Below are 22,671 nucleotides of genomic sequence, written 5' to 3' on the forward strand. Positions count from 1 at the left end.
GTGGCCTCTGCCTTCGCTGGATGGGTGCAAGTCTTCTGGCCGCAGGCCGGGTTCTCCCTGGCCCATGGGTTGACCCTTTGGTTCCTTCTGGGCTTGGTGGCAGCCGACGTACGGGGAGCGCAAGCGTGGCAGGCCTTCTGTCTTTGCTGCACCTGTCTCGCGCTAGCCGTACCGATCTTTTTCTTTGCCTGGTCGGTGAGCGACCAGAATATCGTTGGAAAGTTCTATCCACCTCTGATCCTGGCGTGGGTGCTGGTGTCGCCTGTGGCCAGCGGCCTCCTGGTGTCGTTGAGGCTGGGGGCGGCCTCAACCGTCCCCTATCTCTCGGGAACGGCCTTCGGCATCATCTTCGCTTTTCCACTCATGGATGTGTACCGGACGAAGGGTTCGGTCGATCTGAGCGCACCCGGAGGCTTGGACCTTCTGGTCGTTATCGCGACGATCTCCTCCATCGGCACTCTCGTCTTTGCGATCAAGAAGTTGAGGAGCCAACGAAATTTCGGCGTCTATCTTGCTTGCTTCTTGCTAGGCGCGACGATCGGCATGTTGATGGGCTACGCGGAGGATGTCTTCTACGCGGTACTCACCCAGGTCTACTAGCGGCCCTCGGCCTCGGCTCTTCGGGCGTCAATGTGCTGCTCCAGGCGTTGACTTCACGGCCCCACTGATCCGGCCGGCTGATCCGCGGTCCCAAGTAGGCCCAAGCTGTGCGCTGTGCGGTGAGGCCGTTCTGGCGCCTTTGCCCGAGGCTGGCGTGGTGGCACTCGTTGAGAAGGTAATCAACGTGACGTCTCCTAGGCGTTCACGTCAATCGGCAGCAGCAGGCGGCATGGAGCTACGTGGTCACTCCTGACCTCGCTTAAGGCCGATACGCGGGTTGAACCGATGGGGCGAGCACCAGCACATGGGTGGCCTCGACACCTACAACCCCGCGCGCATGCGACATCACGGGTCCCCGCCCCGTTCATGGGAGGGTGGCGGACTTGCTTACGACACGCCCTAACGATTCTCCATGCCTTGAACCCTGAGTGGCCAGCCCACTCTCACGGTCAACGCAAATCCGAGCACGGCTCCGCAAGGTAATTTCGTTAACACGCCGGTGTCGTATTGACGGGCATCCTGCGGGTCGCTAGACATCACGCACCGCAAACTCGGCGTCACCGTGAGCACATGCGCCAGCGGGTCCGACCGTCGAGTTCACCACCCCAAGAAGGAGTTCTCAATGAAGCGTTCTCCCCTTCTGACGATCACAGCGGCTGCGTTCGTCGTGGCCGGGGCATCCACGGCCAGCGCAGCACCGCCTTCGACCACTTACTGCGCAGAGATCCTCTCGAACGAGGTGGATGCGCAGGGCTTTTCCATCGTCCTCGGGACCTCCTGCTCCACCTCACCCGAGGCGGCGTTGAGCACCGCGGATGCCGAAGCCGACAACAGCGCCCTCGCGCCCCAGGAATCAGCCGCCGCCGCCAGCACTCTGTTGATGAACGAGTACCGCGACTCGTATCTGGGCGGAGGAGTGCTCTACTCCTACTACGGAGCCTACGGAACTTGCGACTCCGCCGGCTACCGCCTGCGGAACTATTGGGACGTCGGACACAGCGTCTCGTCCATCCAGGGCAACGGCAACTGCAACAACGTTTACCTCACGAATTACGCAGGGGTGAGCGACTTCGGCCAGACCACGCCGGTTAACGTCCTCCCCGCTAGGTACAATGACAATGTGGACGTCGTCCGCATTGTCTACTGCGGAAAATGTTGAGTTGAACGGGTTCAGGGCTGCTCTTGAAGGGCTGTCGCGCAGGTCCTTCACCAAGCGGCGATGGCGCAAGTCGGCAGTCGCGAGCGCGCCGGAAGGCGATGAGCTCCGTAGATCGGCGCCTTGAGCACTACTGAGCACCGATCCGCCTGTCAGCGTGGCTAGCGCTTCGTGGGAGTCGGGCGCCCTTGTCAGCAGTGATGCCTACCACGGGCTTATCTGCTGGCAAGGGCGTCGGACTTCCTTCGGGCTCGGCGCTCCCTCAGCACAGGGGAACCGGATCAAGTTCAAGATCAGATCGACGATCGGGCGTCGCCGTCATCGTCCGCCTCGCTCGGTGGACGTAGCGCGGCGCTGTACCGCAACCGGGCGCTGCTAAGTGCAGGTCCGCGCCTGCGGCGACTGCTCGTCGGCCACCCACAGCCGGTGGGCGACGACAGTTCTCGAATCCACCGCTACCGAGTCGGATTCCGACCTGCCGGCGGCCGAAGTCTACTGACGTGTCGGCCGTGACGACGAGCCTCGCCCCGCCGGTGCTCTCCCGCGGAAATCCGACCGCATCGGTTCGATGGAAGCGGCTGTCGAGTGTGTCACGGGTCCTCGGCCGATAGGCGCCCACAGCAGCAGCCAGTGGGCGGCGGCAATGACTTTCGAAGCGGAGGTGCAGCCGCGCTAGTCAACGACCGGTCCGCTGTCCTCCCAGACCGAAGAGCCAGTCACCATCACGCCCACCACCACAACCGTGCCGTTCGGCGCAATCTCGGTCATCAACGGAGCCAGCGGTCCAGACGGCACCGTCGGCAACAGGTCGCCACCGACAAGGCGCTCATCGGCGAGCGCCACCTCCGTACAGGCATTCACCGCTAGTGGGCGGCGGAATGGCTGCACCACGCTGCCGTCCGCGGCGGCTGTGACGCCAGCGCCCCACTGCGGACATCCCCGATGTGACGGCGGCTCGTCGTCCAGCCCGGCGGTGAGGTCAAGCAGGGACGTTAGGGGCCGCGCGAGCCCGAGTATCGCGCGCGCCGGACGGCGCCGTGCCCGTCCATGGGAACGTGTTCGGGCCGACAGCTACGAGCTCACCCGGCCGCGCCCAGCAGGACGTCCCGCGCGGCGCGCATCGCGTGCCGGCGGACGCCGACGGTGCCCGCCGACATCGCGGCGGCGCGAGCTGTTGCCGTGACAGTCGGCTGTCAACGGCACAGCCGCCTTCGGGACGCGCGCGTCTATTCACTGGGTGTCTACTTGTGGTGTAGACACCTCGCATGTCGTTGACCGAGCTGCACCTGGCCCTGCTCGCGGGCGCACCGCGGCATGGCTACGACATCAAGCAGGAGCACGACTCGTGGTTCCCCGACACCCGCCCATTGCCCTACGGGCAGGTGTACGCGACGTTGGCGCGGCTGCAGCGCGACGGGCTGGCCGAGGTCGTGGAGACCCGCGTCGAGAGCGGTCCCGAGCGGACGGTGTACGCGCTGACCGCCGAGGGCGAGACGCGGCTGCGCGGCTGGCTGGCCGAGCCGGCCGCGCCGACCGGCGCCGGCGCGGAGGAGATCGTCCGCAAGACCGTGGCCGCACTGCACACCGGCATCGACGTCGCCGGGTTCGTCGCCCGCCAGCGTGCCGCGCATCTGCGGCGCATCCGCGAGCTGCAGGCCACACCCCCGGGCGCCGGCGCGGCCGAGCGGCTGGTGCGGGAGCACCTCATCGCCCACCTCGACGCCGACCTGCGCTGGCTCGAGCTGGCCACCGACCTGCTGCCGGCGCCCGCTGGCCGACAGACCCCCCGTCCCGACCAGGAGGAGAACCGCGGATGAGCACGGTCGAGCTGTCCGGTGTCAGTCACGCCTACGGCCGCACGCAGGCGCTCAGCGACGTGTCGCTGAGCGTCGAGCCCGAGGAGGTCGTCGCGGTGACCGGGCCCAGCGGCTGCGGGAAGTCGACGCTGCTTCTGCTGACCGCGGGGGTGCTGCGCGCCCAGTCGGGCCGGGTCGTGGTCGCCGGCACCGAGCTGTCCGGGGCCGACGACGCCGCGCGCGCCCGGTTCCGCCGCCGGCAGATCGGGCTGGTGCTGCAGTTCGGGCAGCTGGTCGAGGACCTCTCGGTGCGGGACAACGTCGCGCTGCCGCTGCTACTGGAGGGGCACCGGCCGGCCGAGGCCCGCGCCGCGGCCGACGGCTGGCTCGACCGTGTCGGGCTGCCTGTTGATCCCGGCACGATGCCGGCGGACCTGTCCGGCGGGCAGGCGCAGCTGGCCGCCGGGGCCCGTGCGCTGGTCACCGGTCCGCGGTTGCTGCTGGCCGACGAGCCGACCGCCAGCCTGGATCCCGCGGCCGGGCGGGTCCTGTTGGACCTGCTGGTGGGCACTACGGTGCAGGCCGGCGGGTCGGTGGTGCTGGTCAGTCACGACAATGCGGTCGCCGCCCGCGCCGACCGCGAGGTCCGGCTGCGCCGCGGCGCCATCGCGCACCAGGTGGCGCTGTCATGAGCGCAGGCACCAGCCCTGTCACGCCCCCCGTCATGAGGGCGGCCCCCGGCTCCCTCACCACCTCGGCGCGGCGGCCGGGCCTGCGGCCCGGCACCCTGTGGCTGCTGGCCGCCCCGAGCCTGCGCGCGTCCCGCACCCGGGCGGCGCTGGTGGCCGGCGGCACCGGCGCGGCAGGCGGACTGGTCCTAATCACCGCAGCCCTGTTCCGGGTACCGGCTTTCGCGCTTCCTCCGCGTGACACCACCGGGTCCTACGAGGTCTCCTACGATTCTCGCTTCGCCGCCATCGTCACCAGCGCCGAGACCCGCATCGGCGTGGTCACCGCCGTGCTGCTGGTCGCCGCCACCGCGCTGGTCCTGGCCTGGCAGGCCGTCTCGGCCGGCAGCGCCCGCCGGCACCGCCGCGACCGGGCTCTGGTGATCGCGGGCGCCACCCCCGGGGACCTCCGGCGGCTCGGGGCGGCCGAGACCGCGGTCGCCGGCGCAGCGGGCGGGCTGCTGGCCGGGCCGGTCTACCTGCTGCTGTGGCTCCTGCTCGGGCCGGCGCAGCCGGCGGCCAGCCGCCTGCTGCCCGCGCTCGCGGCGGCCGACCTGCTCGCCTGGGCGTGCCTGGTGCCGGTGTCCGCGGCCCTGGCCGCCGCCGCCGGCGCCTGCTCCGGCGCTGCACGGACGCGGCGGTCACACCGCAAATGGTGGTGGCTCGTGCTCGCGGGCGTGGCGCTCGCCGCCGTGCTCATCCTTTCGCGGCTGGGCGGGGTCGCCGACCGGCAGGTGCAGGTGGCTCTGATGTCGGCCGCGGTGGCCGTGCTGCTGCTCGCCGCCCTGGCCGCCGGCACCCCGTGGGTCCGGCTCAAGGCGAGCAGGATGAGCCGCCGCGCCAGCGCCGCCGACGTGCTCGCCACCGCGGGACTGCGCGCCCTGGCCGGGCCCGCCGGCCGGGCCGCCGGCGTGCTGCTCGGTGCTGGCCTGACCACCGGCGTCGCAACCGTGCTGCTCGGCAATACTCTGCGCCAGAGCTCGGCGTTTGGTTCCGGCGGCGCCCTTCCCGGCATCGTCCTGACCGCCGTCGCCGCCGCCCTGGCCGGACTCTCCGCTCTCGCGACGATCGCCCTGGCGGCGGTCGACGACCTACTCACCACCCGCCGGAGCCTGGCCGCGATGGCCGCCGTCGGCGCCGACCTGGCCACTTTGCAGGCGCTGCAGCGTCGACGGCTGCGGGCAGTCACCGTCGCACCGCTGATCTGCGGCCTACTCTTGGGCGGCCTCGGTTACGGCGCCCTGACTGCGGCCGCGGCGGGACCTGCCACGGACATGTGGCCGCTGCTCGTCATCGGCCCGGTCGAGGTCGTCCTGCTGGTGCTCGCGAACAGGGCGATCGTGCGACTGCTTGCCGGCCGCACTGTCACCGCCATTGATCCGGTCCACCTCCGCGCCGCATGAGCACCGACGAGCCCGCCAGCGTCATCGCCGCCCGCCAACTCGCCGCCGATGCGCACGCACAACGCGGCCGCGCCGGCCCGAAGTGTGGCAGGAAGCGACGTCTTCGACCGACACCTGTCGGTGGGGTCACCTACGGTCCCCTCGCCATCACCGACCGCAGGGAGCGGCGGATGCTCGACAGGAGCGACAGTCCTGACCCGACGGCAGTAGCCAGCTCCGATGACGCCGGCGTCGACGCCGCCGTCGCCTGGTGCCGGCAGCACATGGCCGCCGGTGACAGCCTGACGATCTGGACTCCCCAGAAGTCCAACCTCAGCGCCTGCGCCCGACTCGAGCAGCTGGTCCGCCGCCACGCCGACGTCGACCACATCACCGGCCGCGGCGGCGGCAGCGCCCACCGGCGCGGCCCGCTGCTGATGGCGTGGCCGGACATGGACAACATCGGCAAGCTCACCCGCTTCAGCGGCCAAACGCTGCAGGCGCTGTGCGTGATCACCTGGCACGCCGACGCCATCCAGCCGTGGGTGTCCGCGGTGCAGCCAGAGATCCTCGGCGACGGCGCACCGTGGCAGCAGCGCACACCCGAGCTCGACCCGGTCGTCGCGCTCGCGCTGGCCGACCTCACCGCGAGGATCAACCACAGCAACACCATCACCAGCGGCTACGAGAAGGACGACGTCGTCACCGTCCTGCTCGCGCTGCACGACGCCGGCATCGGCTTGGACGGCAAGGCGATACAGGGGTGGGTACTCGCGCACGGATGGACGGGCAGCAACCCGCAGCGGCTGGCCACTTACGTCGCCGACATCAACGCCGGCAAGCGGCCCCGGTGCCGGCGCGTCCTGCGTCGTGACTATGTCGCCGACCTGACCCTCCGCGCGACGCAAGGCCTCGAGCAGTAGCGCGACCGCAGGGACCGAGGCGGCAGTTGCTGGGCAACACGGCAACCCGATACGTCACGCCGGTCGCCACACCCCTCCCGCGGACGGTGGCCCGCGCGCGGCGATGCCGACTAGCTGCAGCAGTTCATGACGTTGTTGACGGCGACCGAGACCCTGGACGGGCATCGGCCGTCCAGGACTGCAACGATTATGGCGGTAGGCGTCCAAATGGAGGGGTGAGCGTGTACGAGTCAACTTCGATGTGGAAGGAGGTCGACTCCTACTTCTCGCAGGTCCTAATTGCGGAAGACGATGCCCTGATTACGGCGCGCGAGAGTGCCCGGCTTCACCACCTGCCCCCGCATGAGGTTGCTGCAAACCAGGGCGCTTTCCTAGGACTTCTCACTCGGGCTGTGGGTGCGCGTCGTGTGCTGGAGATAGGCACTCTCGCCGGGTACTCGACCATCTGGCTAGCACGCGCGGTTGGAGACAATGGGCACGTTACGACGCTGGAAGTCGAACCCCAATACGCTGCGATCGCGCAGGAAAACTTGCGGCGAGCTGGTGTGTCGCAGGTGGTTGACCTCCGCGTAGGCCCAGCGCTCAACTCTCTCGCCACCCTTGTTCGGAAGGGTGTCGAACCGTTCGATCTCGTGTTCATCGACGCCGACAAGCCGAACAATCCTGGTTACCTCGAGGCAGCACTAGCCCTGACGCGCAGAGGAAGCCTAATTATCGGAGATAACGTCGTGCGCGACGGGGAGGTCGCAGACGCGGCGTCTCAGGACGACCGCGTTCAGGGCGTTCGAACGTTTCTTGCAATGCTCGGCTCCGATCCTCGTCTTGACGCAACGGCTTTGCAGACCGTCGGGTCGAAGGGCTGGGACGGCTTCGCCATCGCTGTTGTTCGGACGCCTTAACAACATTCGATATGCGTCACCAAGCACTGTCCTTCTACACCGGCCACATGAGAAGCAGCGTGTCAACAACCTCCTGACACATCACAACTAGCGCAACCGCGAGTCGGTGGGAAGACCGCCGGCAACAGTTGTTGCGGTCAGAGCCGGCCGCTGCTCAACATCCCGGTCGCGGGCAATCCAGCGACACGTCGAGGTAGGTGTCATGGAAGCGGAGTGCCAGCAGGTGGCTGGCGGCCTGCTCGCCGGCGTGCTCGATGAGGTCACCGACGTCCACGGATTCGTAGCGACCATCCGAGGAGCTCGCCAGCCACTCGGCGAGCTCGTCGTCGACGGCCTGGTCCCGCACTGCGAAGACCTCGTACACGAACCCATCGGCGCACACCCACTGTCCGAGGACGTCCGGCTCCGGCGGACAGCGGTCACCCAGTAGCTGCCGGGCTGCGGCCCGGGCAGCTGCGTCGCTGCCGGACAGCGTCAGGACGACATCGCGCCCGATGATGCAGCTGAGCGAGCCCTCGCTGTCGTGGAAGACGCCGGTGTCGTTGACCCCTCGGCCGATGACACAGCGCTCCGTGGCGCGGTCCGCCAGCGGCTGCTCGTTGCCCACCACGGCCGCCACCGTGTCGGCCATCCGCTGGTGAGCCGCAGCGCGGGCCTCCTCGCCGCCGTAGCGCTCGGCGACTTCGTAGGGGTCCTCGTCGCCGAAAACGTACCGGAGTACCAGTACCACGGTCACGGTGATCGTGGCGAGCACCGCGAGCGGGATCCACCGGCCGCGACGGTCACGCATGCGCGCGTCCTGATCGTCGGCCGCTGCCAGGAGTGGTTGCTGCCGCTGCCGCTGCCTCGTTCACGCGTCCGGCCCCGGCCCGGAAACAGCGGGCAGCAGAGCCGTGCTCGTCCTGAGCCGATGCCGACGACCGCCGCTGCACGCCGGGACGGCCACGCCGGCCGGCCGGTCAGCCGGCAGCGCGGTCTGCGGAGCAGCTGCGCGTCGTCGGTGCCTCATCGGTCGTTCCCTCATCCTTCCCGCCCCTTCACGGGCGCCGCTGCGCCCCTTCGGGGCGGGGACCGTGCCGGGCACAGGCTGGTGCTGCATCCGGCTCGACTGCTTTTGCCGCTGTCGGCCGTCCATCCGTCGGCGACACGGCCCGGCTTGCGGTACGGGCGTCGTGCCGGGAGGGACGAGCCCGTCGGTCAGGAGGCCAGTGGTGGCGCCCAGTTCACGTGCGCCCCGCCGGTCTGCACGTCCGTCAGCCGCCACCCGATGGCGCCCCGAACGGAGGTGAACCGCCAGTCCTGCCCGGCGGAGACGCGAACGTCGCCGAGGGTGACGTTCATGAGGAACTGGCCGGCAACCACCAGCGCCGGCTCGCCGCCGGTGCGGTCGACGCTCACAATCAGCTGCGGACCACCCAGGTTGAACGAGCCCGGATAGCTCCGCAGCGGCGCGCTCGCATCACAGCCGCCGCGGACGGCGGCCGCGAGCGCGTGCCCGTTGCCGTCGTCGGCAGGCAGCGGCGCCAGCAGTGTCCGCGGATACCCGTCAGGTCGCGCCAGCTCGGCCTCGACCTCGGCGAGGAGGTCGGGGTCGACCAGGTCGCGCATCGCCGGGTCGATCTCGCCGGTCTGCCACAGGTGGCAGTCGGCCAGCGCGATACGGGCGATGCGGGCATCAGCGGCGAGTGCCGCCTGCACCGCGTCGGCGCCGAAGGTCGCCACCGCGTCGACGTAGCCGGCGTCCTCGGCGACCGGCAGTTGCTCCGCCGCGCTGGCGGCCGCCTCCGCCGCCTCAGCTGCCGCCGCGGCCTCGGCAGCGACCCGGGCGGCGGCCTCTGCCTCAGCGGCGTCCGTCTCTGCGTCGACGGCAGGGTCGGTGGGCTGTTCCTCGTCGGTGACCGGTGTCGCGGCCTCACCGGACGGTGCCGACGCCGATAGTGCGCTCAAGGCGGTTGGTGTCGCCACGATGGCGAGGACGGCGACGGCGACCGCGACCATGCCTAGCCGCAGCCGGCGCTGGTGGCGGTACCGGGCCCGCGCGGCCTGGGCGCGCGCGGTCGCGTCGCCGGAGGGCAGGTCCGCGGACAGCTGGTGCAGCCGGGTCCGCACGGTGGACTCAATGTCGTTCACGGCCGCCTCCTCGAGACAGGCGTCAGGGAGCTGTGGGCATCGGCGGACAGCAGCGCGCGCAGCGTGGCCAGGCCGCGGGTGACGTGGTTGTTGACGGTGCTGACCGAGCAGCCCATGAGTTCGGCGGTGGTGGCCTCGCTCAGGTCGTCGAAGAAGCGCAGCACGATGGCGGTGCGCACCCGGGTGGACAGCTGGGCCAGCGCTCGGCGCGTCTCGTCGCTGTCGGCGTGGGCGGCCTGCAGGTCACCGCTTGCCGCGTCGGGCAGCACCTCGATGACCTGCTCGCTGTTGGTCAGCCGTCGGCGCCAGCTGAGGTGGCTGTTGACCATGAGCCGGCGCACGAAAGCGGCGGGGTGGTCCGCCCGCTGCACCTGCGGCCACCGGCTGTAGGCCTTCGCCAACGCCGTCTGCACTAGATCCTCGGCGTGCCCGAGGTCTCCGGTCAGCAGCCAAGCCGTGCGCAGGAACTGGCCGCTGTTGTCGATGACGAACTCGGTGAACTCGTCGTCTCGCGGATTGGTCACTCGCCCCCCTCGGTTGGCTGTCACCAGTTACAAGGACGCTCCCGCGGCCTGCAGTCGCCCCAATCCGGATTGTCACGATCCTGCAACGCTCGCCGCGGCCACGGAGCCGGGCCCCGGAGCGGCGGACAGGAGGCGGGTGCCCTGCCGTCCATGCCGAACCCCTGAACTAGAGCCTTGAGCGACGGAAGTGATGTTGTCGATGCCTGCTTGTTCACAGTTAGATCGACGACCGAGAGGACTTGTCAGGGCTTACGCGCGGCAGTTGGCATATCCGGATTGAGCAGGTCGGCCGACTGACGGTCTCTCGCGCGTCGGTCCTGCGCGGTCGAGTAGGCCACCGGGGCTGGGTTTCGCCTAGCCGGACGCGACGTCTGCACGGTCGAAGGCTGAGGCCCCTCGACGGCGGCAGGCAGCGTCTCCGCGTGACGAGACGCGACCTGGCCGCACGCGGCCCCACGGCGTCGCCGATCACCGGCGTCGCGTCCAGGAAGGCGGCTGCTCTCAGTCAGGTGTCGCCTCCCCTCTGTAATGGTCGGACATGTGATGGGTGAAGGCCGCAGCTTGCAGCCCCCTCCCCCACGAAGGGCAACTTCATGAGGACTCCGGACGACGCCGAGCTGGACGCGCTGCTGCGCCGCCCAGCCACGGTTCAGCGCACCGCAGCAGAGGAGGAGCGAATCTTCTCCGACGTGTGGGCACGCGTGCAGGCAACCGCCGATAAGGGCGAAGTGGACGCGGTCGACAGACTGCAGCAACAGCGGCTCAACATGATCGGCGACCGGGAGGTAGCCGCGCGGCGTCGGCGCCGGGTCGCGCGGCTAGCGTCGGTCACACTGGTAGTTGCCGTTGCCGGGAGCGGAACGGCGGCCGCGGCGTACATCGCCACCCGAACCGGTGAGGAGCTGACCGGCTGGGAGATCGGCGCCGGTGGGTCGGGCGAGGTGCTCGATAAGGCCGGTACCGACCTGCGCCAGGTGGTCGCGGAGGCGACCGCCGACATCCCATTTCCGCTGGGTTACGAGGCCCAGCGCACTTGGATTTTGGACAACGAGGGTCAACCGGACCCCGGCTCCGCGGTCACCGAGTCCCACCTGCGCTCCACCGTGGCCGGTTACGCGGTATGCACCTGGGCGGATGCCTGGGTGGCCGCAGACAACGCCGGAGACGCCGCCGCACGAGAGGATGCGACGCGGACGCTTGCTGGTGCTGTCTCCTGGGAGCCCTTTCTCACCTTCGCCGCCGATCATGGCGAGCCGATCCCAGCCGACTCGGCCGAAGGTGTTTCCTACCGCTGGTGGCTGCGTCCGCTCGCCGAGGCGGCCGCAGCCGACGACCGCCAGGCGGTGTTGGACACCGTTGCCGACAGTGCCACCTGTCGCCACGAGGTCATCCCAGTCATTGACGCCGACCCTGCCTATGCCTGGCATGGTGTCCGGTGAGCGACGACCGCACCCGCTTCGAGGAGCTCTACCGCGACACCCGGACGCCGCTGTTGGCCTATCTTTCGCGCCGAGCGCCGGCCGATGACGCGGCCGACCTGCTCGCCGAGGTCTACCTCGTCGCGTGGCGGCGGCGGGCGGACTTACCTGCCGGTGACGAGCAACGGCTGTGGCTCTACGGCGTCGCTCGCCGCTTGGTCGCTGAGCACTACCGGACGTCGGGGACGCGGGCGGATGCCGAGCACGAGGCTGGCGACGCCGTGAACCGGCCGCAGTCCCCGCCGATCAGCGCTCGAGACACTGCCGTGCATCGCGCGCTCGACTCGCTTAACGACGTCGACCGCGAATTGGTCACGCTCACCGTGTGGGAACGTCTCAGCCCGGCCGAAGCGGCTCGTGTTGTGGGCATATCCGCCAACACAGCCCGAGTCCGGCTGCATCGTGCGCGAGCACGGCTTGGACGCCACCCTGCGCTTCAAGCGCTACTTGATGACGACACCAGCCATCCGGCGGCCGACGCCGCTATAAGCCCGCCAGTAGAAGCCGCCTCAGCTCGGTGACCCGGGCCGCGGTGGCTGCGGACTTCGACGGCGTGCACCCGTCCGTCGACGGCTACCTGTCCACCGCCGGCCGCGCTCTGCCCGTCCGCGCTCCTTCCCTCGGCGGTCAGGTCGCCACCGTGCTGAGCGGCTGGACTCCCGACGCCACGCGGTGGCTCACCGATGTGACGACCGGACTGATCCCACCGGTCGACTGGCGAGTGGATGGCGACACGACACCCAGCCTGGACCGCTGAGGCGTAGTCGCGCCCCCGTCGTGAGCTAGCGCCACTGTCTCTGAGCGGCCACTCAGGGCGGCGGTTTGGAGTGCCCCCACACTGACCCGTCCCAGCGGAACGTCTCACCGCCGGTGACCTTCCCACAGGTCGCCGATCTCGGGCGGGTCCCGGTCCGGCACGATCATCACGCTCCCGTTCTGGGCAGGGTCCAGCACGTGCAGGTCCTCCCCCGAGAGGAAAATCCGGCGGCCGTGGCGCAGGTCGTCCACGAGTCCGGCCAACCGATCCCAGGCACCGTCGGTACCCAAGTCGTTGATCTCGCACCGGATGCACATCGGGGCTCCTCCCGATCTCGGGCCCGCAGCTCGGCCATCGGCCGCCACCCTGACGCAAAACTGGCCAGCCGCAGGTCTACTCATCTTGAGGTCATGATCGAGCTCCAGGACAGGGGGGGCCTGGTCCCTACTTGGGTGGCGCTACTCGTCGTTGCAGCACTCGGCGCGATGGTCTTCGCTATCACCGTGTGGATCCGCGGAGGCAGGAAGTAGTCGGCCTGGTCCTGCAATCACCCTCGCGGCTCTGGCCGGTGTCCCTGAGCGGCCCACTATGGGACACCGGCCGGACGCCGTTGGGAAGCTCAGCGGCGGCCACTTCGGATGGCCGCGACAATGCCGCCGTGGGCGCAAACGAGCACGTCTGGCGAACCCTAGATGCGCCACGCGCTCTCACTAAGCATGAACACCGACTGCTCATCTCGCTGGCGAGCGCCGTTCCTGAGCCGCTACTGCGATCGCAAGTCTCGTCGGTCCTGATCAATGCGGTGTGCCGGTGCGGATGCGCATCCGTGCGGCTGCGAAGTGATCAGGCGGCCATCCCTCGCAGAAGAGTCGCCGAGCTCTCAGGCCAGCATCGTCCCGACTACTTCGCAGTTGAGGCCTCCGGCCCGGGTCCGCACCACGCCGGCGTCAATGTCGTCCTGCACGTCATTGCTGGCCGAGTGGCCGAGCTGGAGATCTTCGACAGCGTCCAGGGCGAGGGCGCCGCCGTCGACCTGGGCGTCCTCAGCAGCTTGACCATCCCGTCGATCAACTAGCGCCAGCCCGGGTGAGGCCTTTCGCCATTAGTGCGTCTCTGAGCGGCCCACTCCGGGACATCGCTAAGCCGGATAGCTGTGCCGGAGCGCCTGGCGCGGCGATGGACACAAGGTCGGGTCAGGTCGTCCTGAGGCGCCCGTCGCCGTCCCAGCGGTTTACCAGGTCACTCACCGCCGAGTGGATGCCCTCCAGCTCCCAGAAGCCGACGCTCTGGCCCTTGTGGTCCATGAAGATCACCTTGAGCGGCCAGTTGAGGAACACTCGGCCGCGCTGCACCGGGTCCAGCACCCGCCACCTGGTGATCTCCATCCCGCTCTCCAGCGGCGTGAGGGGGGAAGCGCTCCAGAGGATCTCCACACGGGCTGGGGGATCCGTGCCGAGGACCCGCTGCGGCTCGCTGGCAAGCATGGTCAGCGTGGCGTGCAGTGCCGCGTGCTTGTCCCGGTTGTTGACGCGCGCGAGCGTCGCCAGAGGGTGTCCGGACTTCTCCTCAGCCGACTGGTGCATGAAGGGCTGCGCCGACTCAATGACGTCGAAGTCCTCGCGGGCCACGCCCGCCAGCGGGCCGCCCCTCGGCCAGGGCTCCGCAACCTTCGCCAGCCAGTCGTCCTTCATCAAGTAGAGCGGAAATCCGGCTCGGCCACCGGGACGCTTGTCCTCGCGCGCCAGGAGCGCAGTGACGACGTTGTCGAGCGCGGAGCGCAAGTTGTGCGCGATGTCGCCCAGCCACACGCCCCAGACCGGTGACGGGTGCTCCCCCAGGGTGAAGAACGAGGAGAAGGAGACGTCGGCGTTCCGCCGGGCCCCACCCGTGGTCATGGTGGTGAGGGACCGGTCGACGGCGCCCAGCAGCAGGTCGAGCACCTCCCGGGCCCGGGCGAGCTTGAGGTGAACCCCGCGCATAACGTCGGCGGGGTCGAGCGGTGGAGTCGGCACCATAAGACGAGTCTTATGGCCACCCCCGACTGAAACACGTCGGCGCGCCGCCAGTTCGCTAGGCGGGCGCTTAGGCGCCTACGTGAGGCGTTCCTATCCCTTCGGACGACCTGGGTGTCGACGGTGCTGGTCGTGCAGCCCATGACCTGTGCGGTCTGTTCCTCGGTCAGGTCGGCGAAGTACCGCAGCACCAGCGCCGCCCGCATCCGTGGCGGCAACGTCTGCAGCGCCATCCGCAGGTCGTGGTCGACCTCGCCCGCGCGGTCTGGGGCGGCACGGTCGGGCAAGCTCTCCATGATCTGCTCCGAGGTCGACAGCCGTCGCCGCCAGCTGGTGTGCGTGGTCACCAGCACTCGGCGGGCGTAGGCCGCAGGGTGCTCCAGCCGGGACACCCGCGCCCACCGGCGGTACAGCTTCAGCAGCGCGGTCTGCATCAAGTCCTCACCGTGCCCGCTGTCACCGGCCAGCAGCGTCGCCAGCCGGAGCAGGCCGACCTGCTCGGCGACGACGAACTCGGCGAATGAACGAGCGGCGTCGTTGTATCAACAAGTCAGCACAATCATCTAGTGGAGCGTGTTGTGACACTGCTGCCCTGGCTGCTGGTGGACCTGGTAGCCGTGGTCGTCGGCGGCGGGACAACGGCCATCGACCGCTCGCCGTCCGGTCGGGAGCTCGCGGTGATCGACGCTCACCGTCATGCTCGCGGCGCCTCCGCGTTCGCGATTGTCGCGGGGCGTCGTCGTGTTGGGGTGTGGGGTCGTCTGCCTTGTTGCTGCTGACCGGACTCGGGCTGTTCGGCCGCGTGCTGCTGCCGATGCCGTTGGCCGGCGGCATCGCGCATGCGGTCGTGCTGGCCCTCGGCGAGCTGGCGTGGCCGCGCCCTGGCGGGGACGTCCAGCGCGCAGCGCTTGTCCGCCGCGGAGTGCTCGACGCAGTGCCTCGGGAGCTGATCCGGGCCGCGGTGTCGGTAGTTGGCGGATCTCGCTCGGATCTACGGGACCAGACATGCTCATGGCCATACGGCTGACGCCCCTTGGCTCGATCAACTCAACGGCACCCGGACGGCCGCCTCGGCCGCCTCCGGCTATGACGCGCTCGGCTCGATCGGCCCTGCGCTCCCTGGCTGCACCAGAGCGCCCTGCTAGAGGGGATGCCGTTGCCTGGCCCACCCAGCAGGGGATAACATAAAACGACATTTAGAGCGCTTACCGACGTTTTATGTTACGGAGGAGCCGTGGCTCGTCGTGGACGACGGTACCTGCCTGCCACCCTGGAGGCTGCGTCGGTGCTCGGATCCCAGATCGCGGCCGCCCGACGGAAGCTCGGGTGGACTGCAGCCGAGCTGGCCGAACGCGTGGGTGTCAGTGCCCCGGTGATCTCCCGGCTGGAGAGGGGACATCCGACCACTCAGATCGGCACTGTCTTGGAGGCCGCCGTCTTGTGCGGTGTGCCCTTGTTCGGACGCGACCCCTCGAACCCGGCAGCACTCCGAGATCTGGCTCAAGCCGAACGCGACCGTGTTGCCCTGCTGCCGACCCGCGTGCGTCAGCACTCCGTCCAGATCGACGATGACTTCTAACGCCACGGCTGCACCGGCCACCCAGGCTCCACAACAAGGATCGGCGTCCGGCTCTCCGGCACGCCTGTATGTCTGGGTGTGGCTCCCTGGCGCCTCGGACCCCGTTCCCGCCGGGGCGATCCAACCTACCGGCGCCAGCCTGGAAGGCGAGCCGGTCATCGCGTTCACCTATGCGCGCAGCTACCGGGAGCGGAAGGACGCCATTGCACTCTTCCCACCGGAGCTGCCCTTGGGAGCAGGCACGATCGACCCAACCCGGCCAGGTGGGACGGTCCGGGACCTACGTGGCGACCCGTGGCTGGGATTGCCCCGAGCGCAGGACCGTTCCGCCGTTCCGCTGGCCGGCTGTCTTCGGGATGCGGCCCCCGACGCCTGGGGACGGCGGGTCATCAACCTACGCCTGGCCGCCGATCCGGAGGCCTACTTGACGGAGATGACTTACCTCCAGTCGTCGTCCAGCGACCGGATCGGGGCACTGGATTTCCAGTCCTCCCCGTCGGTGTACGAGCCTCGTGGGGAATCGGCGACCTTGGAGCAGCTCATCAACGCCGCAGCACTCGTCGAGGCTGGCGAGCCGATCCCCGAGGAGCTGGCTGCGGCGGCCGGACACGGAACGTCGATCGGTGGCGCCCGCCCCAAGGCCATCCTGTCCGACCATGGCCCTGGCGTGATCGCGAAGTTCTCCTCCTCCACCGACACCCGACCAGTCGTCAAGGCCGAGGCCGTCGGCATGCTGCTGGCCGGCCGAGTCGGCATCGATGTGCCGCGCGTCCAGGTCGTCCATGCGGCAGGCAAGGATGTCTTACTGGTTGACCGCTTTGACCGCACCGCCAACGGCGGACGACGGATGATGGTGTCTGCACTGACCGTCCTGGGACTCCGCGCGCAAGAAGCTAGGTACGCCGGGTATCCGGACCTGGTGCAGTCGATCCGCAGTGCCGGCTGGAGCGAAGTCCGGTCACAGCTGCAGGAGCTGTACACCCGGATGGTCGTGAACATCGCCATCTCCAACACCGACGACCACCTCCGCAACCACGCGGCGTTCTGGGACGGCCACACTCTGCAATTGACGCCCGCGTACGACGTCTCCCCTCAACCACGGTCGACCCAGGTCGCCACCCATGCCATCGCGCTGACCGCCCGGGACAACCGGTACAGCCAGTTTTGGGTGGCCGAGGAGGCTGCAATCGACTTCGGGTTGACGAAGGCGCAGGGACAGGAGGTCATCGACCATGTCGTTACGACCATCCGCGGGTCCTGGGACGAAGTGTGCGACGAGGCCCACTTGACGCGCGCGGAACGTGCTCAGCTGTGGGGTAGAGAAATTCTCAACCCATACGCCTTCTACCCCGAGTCCTGACCGCCACGGCAAGACACGGCCTCCACCTGGCCGGTGCGGATCCTCGCGGCCCGCCCGTCGGCGCCCGGCCGCAGTCAGCCGCTCGCGGCGATCGCCTGCCGGAGATTTTCGACGAGCACGTCCGCGCCCTCCCGGCCGACCGACGACCATCACCTACAGGACGAGGAATACCTCGTTCAGGTCGGCCTGCACGTCGCGCCCGAGCTCGGACCGGCCGTCCGGGGCGTCCACCTCCAGGCTCTCCGGGTCATCGGGCGACAGCGCCAGCGCGGCCTGGCCGCGCAGCTGGGGGCCGGCGCCCACTGCGATGCGGGCCTGCGCGTCGCCGGGCGCGGCCAGCCCGAAGTCGGCACGGGCCGTCCCGGTGGGGAGGATGACCGCGCCGAGCAGCTCCGCGCGGGCGTCGAGCGAGGCGACCACGCCCACCACGGCGTAGGCGATGCCGTCGATGAACACCGAGGGCTACGTGTCGACCCGTCACTCCGGCGATGCGCTTGATCCGTCATCGCCTGCAGTGGCACCTGCACCTGAGCGTCCACGCATCTCGAAGCCGCGTTGCAGTTTCCTGTCCAAGGGCGCTGCCCCTAGCACCGCGGCGGCCGCCCGTTCGCAACGTGAGAGCGGACGCTGCCACCGCACCAGCAGCGCCTCAACATCTCCGCCCAACGAGCCGGTGTCGGGACACTGCTCAACTGCCGCGCATGCGATCAACGCTTCTGCGGTGAGCAGCGCGACGTTGCTCCGGCGGCGTTAGATGCCTGCCGTGCCGGCGCGAGCCTCGCGACCGACGGCGTCGGCGCTCGACGCCCGCCATCCGCGACCGGCGAGTGAGTCGATGGTCACCGTCGACGCGCGAGCGGTGGGCTCGGGATCGATGGGTCGACCACGACGACGTGGTCCCTGCCGTGACTGCTCCTCCCTCATGCCGACCGTGCCGACGAAGTCCGCTTGGGCACTCCGCTGCCAAGGCCGAGTGCGGACCGGCCTGCACTCAGCCGGGGCGCGCCGGTCAGGCGATCTCGAGGATGCTGCGGGTCACGGCCGACTGTTCGGTGAGGACGCCGCCGATGAGTGCCTGCGTCTCGTTGATCCGCTCGACGATGTGCCGGATGGATTCAAGCGCCGCGACCACGGCGTCGACGTCCTGCTGGATCACCGACACTTTGCCGCCGACCTCCTCGGTGGCCCGCGCCGTCTCCCGCGCCAGCTCCTTTACTTCGCCGGCGACGACGGCGAAGCCCTTGCCGGCCTCACCCGCACGTGCGGCTTCGATGGTCGCGTTGAGCGCCAGCAGGTTGGTCTGTTCCGCGATGCCGGTGATCGTGGCGACCACCTTGCCGATGGCCGCGCTGGAGTCCCCGAGCCGGGTGACCACCGTGTTCGCCTCCTCGGTCAAGTGCTGACCGGTCACCGCCACCGTGGTGGCCTCGGAGACGTTGCGCTCCACCTCGTCGATCGAGGTGACCATCTCGCGGCCGGCGGACGCGAGCCGCTCGGCGGCGGCCAGGCGCTCCATGGTCTGGGAGAGCAGGAAGGCCGTGTTCCGCAGCGCGTCGCGCCGGCTGTCGCTCATCACCAGTGTCCGGGTCGCGAAGAAGTCCATCGTCCCGATGACCCGACCGTCTTGGAGGACGGGGAGGCAGACGCCGGACTTCACCCCGGCAGCCCGCGCCGCCGGCGCCCGGACGCAGTCGGTGACCTCGCCGAGGTCCTCCACGAAGACGAGGTCCCGGGCCCTCCACGCCCGACCCGCTAGCCCCACGCCCTCGGCGAAGGTCGCTGACGAGGTCACCCGACGGAACTCCTCCCCGGCGGTACCGGACTCGAGGCCGAAGGCGAGGACACGCCGGTCGGCGTCCAGCCGCCAGAAGGAGCCGTAGGTCCAGTCGAACTCGCGGCGGATCGTCTCCAATGCCGTGGTCACGGCCCCGTCGGCAGTGCGCGCCATGGTCAGGTCGCGCAGCAGGCTGTTCATGGCCGCCACATCACCTGCCGCCCGCCGCTGGTCCTCGGCCTCGGCCACCCGGTCCACCGCCTGGGACACCAGCAGTCCCACGCCGCGGAGTGCAGCAAGGCGCTCCGGTGAGGGCTCGAGCCTCTCGGTGGTAAAGAAGTCCATGGTGCCCACCACCTCGCCCCTGCGGACGATGGGCAGGCAGACGCCGCTGCGTACGCCGGCCCGCTGAGCTGCCGGTGCACGGACGCAGTCCCGGACGGCGCCGATGTCAGGCACGAAGACCAGTTCAGCGGCCTGCCATGTGCGCCCTGCCAGACCAACTCCCTTGGCAAAGGTGGCTTGTGCGGTGACCCGGCGGAACTCCTCACCCGCACTGCCCGACTCGGCCACGAAGTGCAGCTGATGGTCGGAGGGATCGATGCGCCAGAAGGAGCCGTACGTCCAACCGAAGGACCCGCGGACGGTCTCCAGTGCCGCAGCGGTGATGTCATCGACCGTCTTGGCTGCCTCCAGCGCGGTGAGCACCGCCGTGACGGCCGCCAGGTCGGACCGCGCCTCGGTGAGCGCGGCGGTGACTGTCTGCAGAGCGGGGCGGTGCGAGCGACGCATGGCTCTCCCTCGACGTACGCCCTTCTCGTCGGGGGCGTCTCTCAGTCCTCTTCGGCTCAGAGTGGAACGACTACAGTTGACATCTGACGAAGATGTAACAGAACTGGATCGACCGCACAAGGTCGAGCACCGATTCGGGATGTCGACAGGGGTCGCTCAGCTGGCCATGGCCCGCTACCGGAGCTAGCGGGACGAGGCGTCTGGCCGTGACGCCACCCGACCTGCCTCGAGAAGGGCGGTCTGCACCCGGTTCGCCGCCTCGACATCAACCGGTCGCCCCGCCACCAGGTCGCCGAAGAGGAATGCTTCGGCGAGCTTGACCAAGGCATAGGCCAGGTCCATACGGTCGATGATCGGGCTCAGGCACCCGTGCGCTTCGTCGCGTGCGATGACCTCACTGGTGACCGCCACCATCCGCGGTTCGATCGGCCCCGCGGCGTCGGTCAGGAGGCGCAGGGCCAGATCAGGTTCCGCGTCGAACAGTTGCCGCACGCCGCGGCTACTCACCAGGACGGCGTTGTAGGACCGGATGACCCGGACGCTGTACAACTCGTGGCCCGACGGATCGTCATCGACCTCCGCCGCGGACACGCAGCGTATCCACGCCTGCTCAGCGAGGCTCCACATCGCCTCACCGATGAGCCGCTCACGGCCCCCCGAGCGACGGTGCAGCGTCATGCGCGTGATCCCGAGTTCGGACGCCACTCCTTGCATGTCGATGCGCCGGCCCTCGAACAACCAGCGTGCGGCGACCCCGATGGCGTCCGAAGCCGTCGCGTGCGTGCGAGATCGCGGTGCCGCCGCCTCGTCCACGGCCCACATCGTGGCACGAGGGCCCGATATCCGGACCGGACCGGCCGGAAGTTCCTACAGTGGACGGCGTGCACGAATCGGAGGGAGACAAGGGCCGACGCGCGCGGACGCGCGCTCGGATCCGCGATCATGCGCACCGCCTGTTCGACCAGCACGGATACGCCGCCGTGACGATGGCCGACATCGCCCGTGATGCCGGGGTCGCAATCCAGACGATCTTCAACAACTTCTCCTCCAAGGAGGAGCTGTTCTTCGACGGCAGGACGCCCTGGGTCGACGGGCCCGCTGCCGCCGTCCGAGGACGCCCCGGGGGCGCAGATCCGCTCGATGCACTGCGTGACCATCTGCTGGCCTCGGTCCGCGGCTACCTCCGGTCCAGCGACGACAGCGACCGGGCACGCTTCCTCGAGGTGGTCGAGGCGTCTCCGGCCCTGCGAGCGCACGAACGCGTCCTCGTCCTCGAGGCTGAATCGCGCCTACGTGTGGCCCTGGCAGAGGCGTGGCCGGCGGAGGCCGCGGAGGCCCGCACGGAGGCCGCCGTGATCGCGGCCGCCTGGTTGGCCATCACCCGGAGCCTGCTCGCCGTCGAGGGGGGCGTCGCCCGACCGGAGCTCGATCCTGAGCAACTGGCCGACGGGGTCACGATGGTCTCCCGGATGGTCCTGGAGACCCTGCGCGCAGGGGTGGCCCGACTTGTGGGCATCGCCGTGCAGGCGGCCTCGTGATCGAGCCCGGCGAACACGGCACGGCCGATGACTGATCTCCCCCGGGCATCCCGAGCTCCACAGCATCGGCCGGACGAGCTGGGGCGCTGGTTCCCGCGGCAACGGCGATCACCGCGGCACTGCAGAGTCGACTCGGTCTCGACGTGCCGCCGGGGACTAGCGCCCGCGAGCTCCTGCGCCGGCGGTGATGGTGCCGGAAATGGCGCCGGCGGAGCAGACCCGGTCGCGCCCGGTGGCCTTGGCGGAATACAGGGCCCTATCAGCCCGGGACAGGAGATCGCTCAGGTCGACCGCGTCCCCGCGAGCTGACGCCACGCCCACCGAGAGGGTGATGTGGAGACCAGCCAGGGGCGACGTGCCGATGCTCGACCGCAGACGTTCCGCCGTGAGGACGGCGTGCTGCAATCCGTGGCCGGGCAACAGGATGGCGATCTCCTCACCGCCGAACCGGAAGACGAGGTCGGACGTGCGCAGGACCTCGCGGATCCTGGTGGCCAGGTCGCGCAGCACCTGATCACCCCGGTCGTGACCCCACGTGTCGTTGACGGTCTTGAAGCGGTCGACGTCGCAGAGCAGCAGGGAGAGGTGGGCGTCGGACACGGCAGCCTGGGCTCGGATGTCCGGGAAGCGCCGGGCCAGTGCCTTGCGGTTGAAGAGGCCGGTGAGCTCGTCGATGACCGCGTCACCGCGAGCGTCCAGGTCGGCGGAGGCCAACCAGTGGGCCGCACCCGAGGATGCGCTGCTCAAGACAAGGGCCCGCCCCACCCGCTCCGTTCGAGGGGCTAGCGACCGCAGATGTCAAGGGCCGACCGATCAGAGCCGACATCACCGCATGGACCTGCTCCGGCGCCGCGACCTCCACATCGCAACAGCCGTCCTCTCCACGGCCGGCGCGCTGGTCCGCCTCCCGGTCACCCGCGAGGCCATGGTCGTCGCGGCCTTGGCGGCCGTCCTCGCTCCGGGCATCGGGCTGTATCTCCACCGCCCCGGCTGGCGACTGCCCTGGCTGGCGATGTGGCTCATGCTCACGTTGTGGGCGATCGGCATGCTCGTCGTGGCCGTCGATCCGTCGGCCGGTGCCGTGGCCGGCGCGCTGACCCAGGCCGGAGCGGGAGTCGCCACGGCCGTCGTGACGGCCATCTTCGTCCGCGGTCGCCGCCTGACCCGAGAGCCGCTGCGCCGGTTAAGCCGTCGTGAGGCGCTCGGCCGCCGCGCTCTGTGACGCCCTGGCGACGGCCGACGG

The 22,671-nt window shown here is 69.5% G+C and carries 26 protein-coding genes; 15 read left to right on the forward strand and 11 right to left on the reverse strand.

Annotation, left to right across the window (positions count from 1 at the left end; translation table 11 throughout):
* The first annotated feature begins 24 nt into the window (after positions 1-24).
* Together WA616_RS01230 and WA616_RS01235 are read left to right on the forward strand one after the other, a co-directional pair.
* Positions 25-600 carry a hypothetical protein gene (locus tag WA616_RS01230; protein WP_336026564.1) on the forward strand — a complete coding sequence of 192 codons (576 nt, stop codon included), beginning with the start codon at positions 25-27 and terminating at the stop codon, positions 598-600.
* Between the two features lie 622 nt (positions 601-1,222).
* Positions 1,223-1,759: a hypothetical protein gene (locus WA616_RS01235; RefSeq protein WP_336026565.1), complete on the forward strand. Its 537-nt coding sequence runs from the start codon at positions 1,223-1,225 to the stop codon at positions 1,757-1,759.
* Positions 1,760-2,428: 669 nt separating this feature from the next.
* On the opposite strand, the gene WA616_RS01240 is transcribed toward WA616_RS01235, so the two are convergent.
* Positions 2,429-2,647, reverse strand: a complete 219-nt coding sequence (locus WA616_RS01240) for a hypothetical protein (protein WP_336026566.1) — start codon at positions 2,645-2,647, stop codon at positions 2,429-2,431.
* 374 nt (positions 2,648-3,021) lie between these two features.
* Between WA616_RS01240 and WA616_RS01245 the strand changes: the two genes are divergently transcribed.
* From WA616_RS01245 to WA616_RS01265, 5 genes are all read left to right on the forward strand, one after another.
* On the forward strand, positions 3,022-3,573 hold the full coding sequence (locus WA616_RS01245; RefSeq protein ID WP_336026570.1) for a PadR family transcriptional regulator: 552 nt from the start codon (positions 3,022-3,024) through the stop codon (positions 3,571-3,573).
* Positions 3,570-4,244 (forward strand): ABC transporter ATP-binding protein, encoded by a 675-nt coding sequence (locus WA616_RS01250; RefSeq protein ID WP_336026572.1) that lies wholly within the window; start codon positions 3,570-3,572, stop codon positions 4,242-4,244. Before WA616_RS01245 ends, WA616_RS01250 begins: the two co-directional genes overlap by 4 nt.
* A 32-nt stretch (positions 4,245-4,276) precedes the next feature.
* Positions 4,277-5,683 (forward strand): hypothetical protein, encoded by a 1,407-nt coding sequence (locus WA616_RS01255; protein ID WP_336026574.1) that lies wholly within the window; start codon positions 4,277-4,279, stop codon positions 5,681-5,683.
* Positions 5,680-6,585 (forward strand): hypothetical protein, encoded by a 906-nt coding sequence (locus tag WA616_RS01260; protein WP_336026576.1) that lies wholly within the window; start codon positions 5,680-5,682, stop codon positions 6,583-6,585. Before WA616_RS01255 ends, WA616_RS01260 begins: the two co-directional genes overlap by 4 nt.
* Before the next feature lie 215 nt (positions 6,586-6,800).
* Positions 6,801-7,484, forward strand: coding sequence for an O-methyltransferase (locus WA616_RS01265; protein WP_336026577.1), 684 nt, complete (start codon positions 6,801-6,803; stop codon positions 7,482-7,484).
* A gap of 154 nt (positions 7,485-7,638) precedes the next feature.
* Here the strand turns inward: WA616_RS01265 and WA616_RS01270 are convergent, their stop codons facing one another.
* From WA616_RS01270 to WA616_RS01280, 3 genes are all read right to left on the reverse strand, one after another.
* Entirely contained in the window at positions 7,639-8,274 is a 636-nt protein-coding gene (locus WA616_RS01270; RefSeq protein ID WP_336026580.1) for a hypothetical protein, read from the reverse strand.
* A gap of 407 nt (positions 8,275-8,681) precedes the next feature.
* Positions 8,682-9,614 carry a hypothetical protein gene (locus WA616_RS01275; protein ID WP_336026582.1) on the reverse strand — a complete coding sequence of 311 codons (933 nt, stop codon included), beginning with the start codon at positions 9,612-9,614 and terminating at the stop codon, positions 8,682-8,684.
* Positions 9,611-10,138 carry a SigE family RNA polymerase sigma factor gene (locus tag WA616_RS01280; protein WP_336026583.1) on the reverse strand — a complete coding sequence of 176 codons (528 nt, stop codon included), beginning with the start codon at positions 10,136-10,138 and terminating at the stop codon, positions 9,611-9,613. The genes WA616_RS01275 and WA616_RS01280 overlap by 4 nt, the downstream gene beginning before the upstream one ends.
* Positions 10,139-10,731: 593 nt before the next feature.
* Here WA616_RS01280 and WA616_RS01285 point away from each other — a divergent pair.
* Genes WA616_RS01285 through WA616_RS01295 form a run of 3 tightly spaced genes read left to right on the forward strand, consistent with a single transcriptional unit; the run spans position 10,732 to position 12,373 of the window.
* Positions 10,732-11,577 (forward strand): hypothetical protein, encoded by an 846-nt coding sequence (locus tag WA616_RS01285; protein WP_336026585.1) that lies wholly within the window; start codon positions 10,732-10,734, stop codon positions 11,575-11,577.
* Positions 11,574-12,137: an RNA polymerase sigma factor gene (locus WA616_RS01290; protein WP_336026587.1), complete on the forward strand. Its 564-nt coding sequence runs from the start codon at positions 11,574-11,576 to the stop codon at positions 12,135-12,137. The genes WA616_RS01285 and WA616_RS01290 overlap by 4 nt, the downstream gene beginning before the upstream one ends.
* On the forward strand, positions 12,134-12,373 hold the full coding sequence (locus tag WA616_RS01295; RefSeq protein ID WP_336026588.1) for a hypothetical protein: 240 nt from the start codon (positions 12,134-12,136) through the stop codon (positions 12,371-12,373). The genes WA616_RS01290 and WA616_RS01295 overlap by 4 nt, the downstream gene beginning before the upstream one ends.
* A 104-nt stretch (positions 12,374-12,477) precedes the next feature.
* Here the strand turns inward: WA616_RS01295 and WA616_RS01300 are convergent, their stop codons facing one another.
* The 3 genes from WA616_RS01300 to WA616_RS01310 all read right to left on the reverse strand — a co-directional run bounded on the left by WA616_RS01300 (position 12,478) and on the right by WA616_RS01310 (position 14,873).
* Positions 12,478-12,624 (reverse strand): hypothetical protein, encoded by a 147-nt coding sequence (locus tag WA616_RS01300; RefSeq protein ID WP_336026590.1) that lies wholly within the window; start codon positions 12,622-12,624, stop codon positions 12,478-12,480.
* A gap of 942 nt (positions 12,625-13,566) precedes the next feature.
* Positions 13,567-14,313, reverse strand: coding sequence for a hypothetical protein (locus WA616_RS01305; protein WP_336026591.1), 747 nt, complete (start codon positions 14,311-14,313; stop codon positions 13,567-13,569).
* The gene (locus WA616_RS01310; protein ID WP_336027569.1) at positions 14,265-14,873 is read right to left on the reverse strand and encodes a SigE family RNA polymerase sigma factor; all 609 of its coding nucleotides are present in this window, start codon (positions 14,871-14,873) and stop codon (positions 14,265-14,267) included. Before WA616_RS01310 ends, WA616_RS01305 begins: the two co-directional genes overlap by 49 nt.
* A gap of 78 nt (positions 14,874-14,951) precedes the next feature.
* Between WA616_RS01310 and WA616_RS01315 the strand changes: the two genes are divergently transcribed.
* The 3 genes from WA616_RS01315 (at position 14,952) to WA616_RS01320 (ending at position 17,324) form a co-directional block, all read left to right on the forward strand.
* Positions 14,952-15,164, forward strand: coding sequence for a hypothetical protein (locus WA616_RS01315; RefSeq protein ID WP_336026592.1), 213 nt, complete (start codon positions 14,952-14,954; stop codon positions 15,162-15,164).
* 506 nt (positions 15,165-15,670) lie between these two features.
* Positions 15,671-15,964, forward strand: coding sequence for a helix-turn-helix transcriptional regulator (locus WA616_RS24415; RefSeq protein ID WP_442901960.1), 294 nt, complete (start codon positions 15,671-15,673; stop codon positions 15,962-15,964).
* A gap of 76 nt (positions 15,965-16,040) precedes the next feature.
* On the forward strand, positions 16,041-17,324 hold the full coding sequence (locus WA616_RS01320) for a type II toxin-antitoxin system HipA family toxin (RefSeq protein ID WP_336026593.1): 1,284 nt from the start codon (positions 16,041-16,043) through the stop codon (positions 17,322-17,324).
* Positions 17,325-17,477: 153 nt separating this feature from the next.
* On the opposite strand, the gene WA616_RS01325 is transcribed toward WA616_RS01320, so the two are convergent.
* The 3 genes from WA616_RS01325 to WA616_RS01335 form a co-directional block, all read right to left on the reverse strand.
* A complete protein-coding gene (locus WA616_RS01325; protein WP_336026595.1) occupies positions 17,478-17,780 on the reverse strand; it encodes a hypothetical protein in 303 nt (100 codons plus the stop codon).
* Positions 17,781-18,333: 553 nt separating this feature from the next.
* Positions 18,334-19,890 carry a GAF domain-containing protein gene (locus WA616_RS01330; RefSeq protein WP_336026598.1) on the reverse strand — a complete coding sequence of 519 codons (1,557 nt, stop codon included), beginning with the start codon at positions 19,888-19,890 and terminating at the stop codon, positions 18,334-18,336.
* 183 nt (positions 19,891-20,073) lie between these two features.
* Positions 20,074-20,703, reverse strand: a complete 630-nt coding sequence (locus WA616_RS01335; RefSeq protein ID WP_336026600.1) for a QsdR family transcriptional regulator — start codon at positions 20,701-20,703, stop codon at positions 20,074-20,076.
* Positions 20,704-20,771: 68 nt separating this feature from the next.
* On the opposite strand from WA616_RS01335, the gene WA616_RS01340 reads away from it, so the two are divergent.
* Positions 20,772-21,428: a TetR/AcrR family transcriptional regulator gene (locus WA616_RS01340; RefSeq protein WP_336026602.1), complete on the forward strand. Its 657-nt coding sequence runs from the start codon at positions 20,772-20,774 to the stop codon at positions 21,426-21,428.
* Between the two features lie 156 nt (positions 21,429-21,584).
* Here WA616_RS01340 and WA616_RS01345 read toward each other — a convergent pair whose 3' ends face one another.
* Entirely contained in the window at positions 21,585-22,142 is a 558-nt protein-coding gene (locus tag WA616_RS01345; protein ID WP_336026604.1) for a GGDEF domain-containing protein, read from the reverse strand.
* Between the two features lie 118 nt (positions 22,143-22,260).
* On the opposite strand from WA616_RS01345, the gene WA616_RS01350 reads away from it, so the two are divergent.
* The gene (locus tag WA616_RS01350; protein ID WP_336026606.1) at positions 22,261-22,650 is read left to right on the forward strand and encodes a hypothetical protein; all 390 of its coding nucleotides are present in this window, start codon (positions 22,261-22,263) and stop codon (positions 22,648-22,650) included.
* Positions 22,651-22,671 lie beyond the last annotated feature (21 nt).

Source organism: Geodermatophilus sp. FMUSA9-8, assembly GCF_037034165.1.
Lineage (GTDB): Bacteria > Actinomycetota > Actinomycetes > Mycobacteriales > Geodermatophilaceae > Geodermatophilus > Geodermatophilus nigrescens.

Excerpts from the sequence above, each read along its gene's own strand:
- WA616_RS01235 (WP_336026565.1), top strand. The coding sequence starts at position 1,223 with ATGAAGCGTTCTCCCCTTCTGACGATCACAGCGGCTGCGTTCGTCGTG.
- WA616_RS01245 (WP_336026570.1), top strand. The coding sequence starts at position 3,022 with ATGTCGTTGACCGAGCTGCACCTGGCCCTGCTCGCGGGCGCACCGCGG.
- WA616_RS01250 (WP_336026572.1), top strand. The coding sequence starts at position 3,570 with ATGAGCACGGTCGAGCTGTCCGGTGTCAGTCACGCCTACGGCCGCACG.
- WA616_RS01255 (WP_336026574.1), top strand. The coding sequence starts at position 4,277 with ATGAGGGCGGCCCCCGGCTCCCTCACCACCTCGGCGCGGCGGCCGGGC.
- WA616_RS01260 (WP_336026576.1), top strand. The coding sequence starts at position 5,680 with ATGAGCACCGACGAGCCCGCCAGCGTCATCGCCGCCCGCCAACTCGCC.
- WA616_RS01270 (WP_336026580.1), bottom strand. The coding sequence starts at position 8,274 with ATGCGTGACCGTCGCGGCCGGTGGATCCCGCTCGCGGTGCTCGCCACG.
- WA616_RS01285 (WP_336026585.1), top strand. The coding sequence starts at position 10,732 with ATGAGGACTCCGGACGACGCCGAGCTGGACGCGCTGCTGCGCCGCCCA.
- WA616_RS01330 (WP_336026598.1), bottom strand. The coding sequence starts at position 19,890 with ATGCGTCGCTCGCACCGCCCCGCTCTGCAGACAGTCACCGCCGCGCTC.
- WA616_RS01350 (WP_336026606.1), top strand. The coding sequence starts at position 22,261 with ATGGACCTGCTCCGGCGCCGCGACCTCCACATCGCAACAGCCGTCCTC.